Source organism: Sandarakinorhabdus sp., assembly GCF_041689835.1.
Lineage (GTDB): Bacteria > Pseudomonadota > Alphaproteobacteria > Sphingomonadales > Sphingomonadaceae > Sandarakinorhabdus.
In genome coordinates this window covers 1-3,932 of the sequence record NZ_JBDNFM010000176.1, presented here as the reverse complement: position 1 = coordinate 3,932, position 3,932 = coordinate 1, and the positions used below count along the sequence as shown (strand labels likewise).

Sequence of the window (3,932 nt, the reverse complement as noted above, 5' to 3'; positions counted from 1 at the left end):
CTGATGGGCTGCCATTCCACCCTGTTCGGCCCAGTGAAATATGCCATCCTGCCCCAACATCTGCGCAAGGATGAGCTGCTCGCCGGCACCGGCCTGGTAGAAGGCGCGACGTTCGTGGCCATCTTGCTGGGCCAGGTGGCGGGCGGGCTGCTGGCAACGCAAGCGGTCGGGCCGATTACGCTGGGCATCGCGGTGCTGGGCTGGCTGGCGGCGCGCTTCATTCCGCCGGCGCCGCCGGAACCCGGGCGCGACCTGAACTGGAACCCGATTTCCAGCAATCGCGCCGCGCTGGGCCATGCCTTTGCCAACCGCCGGCTGTTGATTGCCACGCTGGCGATTTCCTGGTTCTGGGCGCTGGGCGCTGTTTACACCAGCCAGTTCGTGCCGTTGGCGAGGAACGACATGGGGGGCACCGAAGGCGTCGCCACGCTGTTCCTCGCCGCCTTTTCGGTGGGCATTGCGGTGGGTTCGGTGGCGGTGGGGCGCTGGCTGAAGGGCCGGGTTTCCACCCGGCTGTGCGGCGCGGCCGGGGCGGCGATGGCGCTGGCCGGGGTTGATCTGTGGTTTGCCATTGGCGCAGTGGGGGCGGCGCCCAAGGATGTCGCCGCCTTTTTTGCTGTTGCTGCCGGCTGGCGTGTGCTGACCGATTTGACGGTGCTGGCGCTGGCCGGCGGGGTGTTTTCGGTGCCGCTATATGCTGTGTTGCAGACGGCGGGTGACGCCGGCAGCCGCGCCAGCGCGATTGCTGCCAACAACATCATCAACAGCCTGTTTCAGGTGACAGCCGTTCTGGGCGCCGGGGCTGCGGTGGGCGCCGGCTTGGGCGTACCGCTGGTGTTGATGCTGGCCGGGCTTACGGTGCTGCTGCTGTTGCCGGCGCTGATCCGGTTGGAGCGGTCGGCATAGCGACTATCCCCATGCCTGCTATCCATTGCCGAATCAGCGCCGCGCCTTCTTCATGCACCAGCGAACGGCCGAACTGCGGCATCATGATACCGGGTTCGGATGCGAGAATGCGGTGCAGCAGGATCGATTTGTCGGGCTGGCCGGGCAGGATGGAAAATTCATGGCCGCCCGAACCGCGCCCCGCCGCCACCGGGCGTTTGAGCACGCCCAGATGCGCGGGCACTGTTTCTTCCGGCACCAGATACAGCCCGGAATTGGAGGCAAACCCGGCCCGGCTGTGACAGTGGCTGCAGTTGACCGCAAGATAGGCCCGGGCGCGCGCGTCCAGCGGTTCCGATGGGTCGTCCCAGCGCGCCAGTTTCGGCCAGCCCGCCGTCGGTAGCCCGGCCAGCCGGCCCGATGCCGCCCATGTCATCAACTGGTTGCCGCCCGATCCGTGCAGGCCGCCATTCAGATTGCCCGCTGTCGGGCCAATGGGGGTGATGGCGTCGCCGTCCTGATGGCAGGTTTTGCACTGGTTCTGGTTGGGGACGGCATAGTCGATGGTGCGGGGCTGGCCGTGCGTGTCGATGAACTGCACCGCCAGCTTGGCCCCGGCGCGCTTCAAAACCGCGCCGCCGTCCTGCTCGACGTAGCTCAGGGCCGCCCAGCCGGCCGGGCGGTGGATGAGCAGGCGGGTTTCAACCGGGCGCAGGGCTTGGCCTGGCCGCCTGAGATCGGCCGCGAAGGCAAAGCGCTTGACCAGCACGGTGCCCACCGGAAACGTCAACGCGCCGGTGGCCCGATACGTCGCCTTTGTTTCCGGCGGCAGCCAGGCAAAGCGGAATTTTTCGGCGCCATCGGAAAACAGCGGCGTGTTCAGCGTGTAGGGCCGCACGCCCGGTGCCGGGCGCCCCTGTGCATCGAACAGGCCGTAATCGGCGAGGCGCGGCGCATCTGCACAAAGCAGCAGATCAGCCTGCACCACCGGGGCGGGTGCGGCGCCCAGCAACAACAGCGCAAGCACCGCCCGCTTCATCGGCTGCGGGCTTCCAATGCGGCCGGCAGCACGATGGCCGGGCGATTGCTTGCAGTGACCGAAACCGGGGCCATCATTGCCGGCTTGGCTGCGCTGGCCCGTGTGCCCTGCACGCCCAGATTGAGCGTGATGCCCGCTGCATCGCTGCGGATGTCGCCGTCGGTCACGCGTTCACCTCCGCCCGGCACGGCGTAACGGGTGACGCCGTCCCACATCACCGGCGGCAGCGTGCCGCCCACGGCCGCGGCAATTTCCTTGCCGCCGGCAAAGGCCGGGGCCTTGCCGTTGTCCATGAAATGATTGCCCACCACGGTCACGCCGCGCGGCAACGGGTTGTAGGCCTTGTAGGTGAAGGCCTGGGTATAGGCGACGATCATCACGGCGCTGCCATTGTTGCCCATCACGTGATTGCCGCTCACCAGCACACCGGAATTGGCCATCACCATGATGCCGGTGCCCGATGGCACGCCGGCAACGATATTGCCCGGCGCAGCAAAATTCACGTGGTTGTTGGCGATCACCTGATTGTTGGCCAATCGCACGTTGCGGCCGCCCTGCTGCGGCAAATCGGGCAGATCGAAAACCAGGATGCCGCCGGCGTTGTTCGTGGCGGTGTTGCCAGTCACGTCGGCATCATAGCTGTTTTCGATCTCGATGCCCGCCACGTTCATTTCGGCGCGGCTGCCGCGCACGATGATGTTCTGCGACTGGCCCACGTAAATTCCGGCATCCGAAGCGCCCATCACCACCGCCCGGTCGATCAGCACGTTTTTCGAACTGACCGGATACAGGCCATAGGCGCCGTTGGTGGATTTGGGCCCGCCGGTCCATTCCACCCGCAGATTGACCAGCGCGATGCCGTCGCTGCCCTTGGATTTGATGCCGTTGCCGGCGGCGTTTTCCACGGCCAGATCGCGCACCACCACATTGTCCGACGTGATCAGCAGGCCTTCGCCGGCCACTTTTTGGGCGGTGAAATCCAGGATGGTCGCACCCGGCCCGTCGCCCTTCACAGTGACACCATCGACATCCAGCGACAGGCCATCCGCGAGGCGGTAGCGGCCGGCGGCGATATGGACGGTGTCACCCGGCTGCGCCTCGATCAACGCGGTTTGCAGCTTTTCCTGCGCATTGCCGCCCAGAATGTTTGGTGGCCCGACATGAATGACGCGTGCCTGTGCCAGCGTGGTGCTGGCCAGCGCCGCTGCGATCAGTAGCGAAATCCGCATGAAATGGTTCCTCCCCGTGAGCATTTGTTGCGCCTGAGTTTCTGTCCATCCGGTCTTTGGCTCAAGCTCTGATTTCAGCCGTTAACGCCCATTTATCGCATTGCTGCGCCAGCTTTGATACTCAGAGACAATGCATGTCCTGATTCCCGCCCTGAAAATTCACGGCCTGGCAAAGGCCTTCGATGGTTTTCAAGCCGTGAACGGCCTCGATCTGGTGGTACCGGCCGGGCAGATTTTTGCGCTGCTCGGCCCCAATGGCGCCGGCAAGACGACGACGCTGCGCATGGTCACGGGCCTTGCCCGGCCGGATGCAGGGGACATCAGCGTGTTCGGCACCGATGCGCTGGCCGATCCGATTGCCGCCAAACGCCTGATCGCCTGGCTCCCCGACGAGCCATTGCTGTACGACAAGCTGACCCCGATCGAATATCTCGCCTTCATCGCCGGCCTGTGGGGCGTGCCCGCTGCCGATGCGCAGCCGCGCGCCGAAGCGCTGCTGAAACGCCTGACGCTGTGGGACAAGCGCGACATCCGCTGCGAGGGATTTTCGCGCGGGATGAAGCAGAAACTGGCGCTGGCCGGCGCGCTGATCCACGAACCGCGCCTGCTGATCCTCGATGAACCCCTCACCGGCCTCGATGCCGCTGCTGCAAGGTCGGTGAAGGATATATTGCTTGAACAGGTCGCCGCCGGCGGCACCGTGATCCTCACCACTCATATTCTCGAAGTGGCGGAACGCATTGCCCAGCGCATCGGCATCATCCGCGCCGGCCGGCTGG

General features: G+C 65.5%; 4 protein-coding genes. 2 read left to right on the top strand and 2 right to left on the bottom strand.

Going from position 1 to position 3,932, the window contains the following annotated elements; all coding sequences use genetic code 11:
* Window positions 1-906 (top strand): MFS transporter (locus ACESL8_RS09440; RefSeq protein WP_372918156.1); only part of this gene is annotated, 906 nt, incomplete at its 5' end.
* Here the strand turns inward: ACESL8_RS09440 and ACESL8_RS09435 are convergent.
* Both ACESL8_RS09435 and ACESL8_RS09430 read right to left on the bottom strand, forming a co-directional pair.
* Entirely contained in the window at window positions 854-1,924 is a 1,071-nt protein-coding gene (locus ACESL8_RS09435; protein WP_372918154.1) for an SO2930 family diheme c-type cytochrome, read from the bottom strand. The genes ACESL8_RS09440 and ACESL8_RS09435 overlap by 53 nt on opposite strands.
* Window positions 1,921-3,153 carry a parallel beta-helix domain-containing protein gene (locus ACESL8_RS09430; protein WP_372918152.1) on the bottom strand — a complete coding sequence of 411 codons (1,233 nt, stop codon included), beginning with the start codon at window positions 3,151-3,153 and terminating at the stop codon, window positions 1,921-1,923. Before ACESL8_RS09430 ends, ACESL8_RS09435 begins: the two co-directional genes overlap by 4 nt.
* Before the next feature lie 130 nt (window positions 3,154-3,283).
* Here ACESL8_RS09430 and ACESL8_RS09425 point away from each other — a divergent pair.
* Window positions 3,284-3,932 (top strand): ABC transporter ATP-binding protein (locus ACESL8_RS09425; RefSeq protein WP_372918150.1); only part of this gene is annotated, 649 nt, incomplete at its 3' end.

Bases quoted from the DNA above. Each gene is read 5' to 3' on its own strand.
- ACESL8_RS09435 (WP_372918154.1), bottom strand. From the start codon at position 1,924: ATGAAGCGGGCGGTGCTTGCGCTGTTGTTGCTGGGCGCCGCACCCGCC.
- ACESL8_RS09430 (WP_372918152.1), bottom strand. From the start codon at position 3,153: ATGCGGATTTCGCTACTGATCGCAGCGGCGCTGGCCAGCACCACGCTG.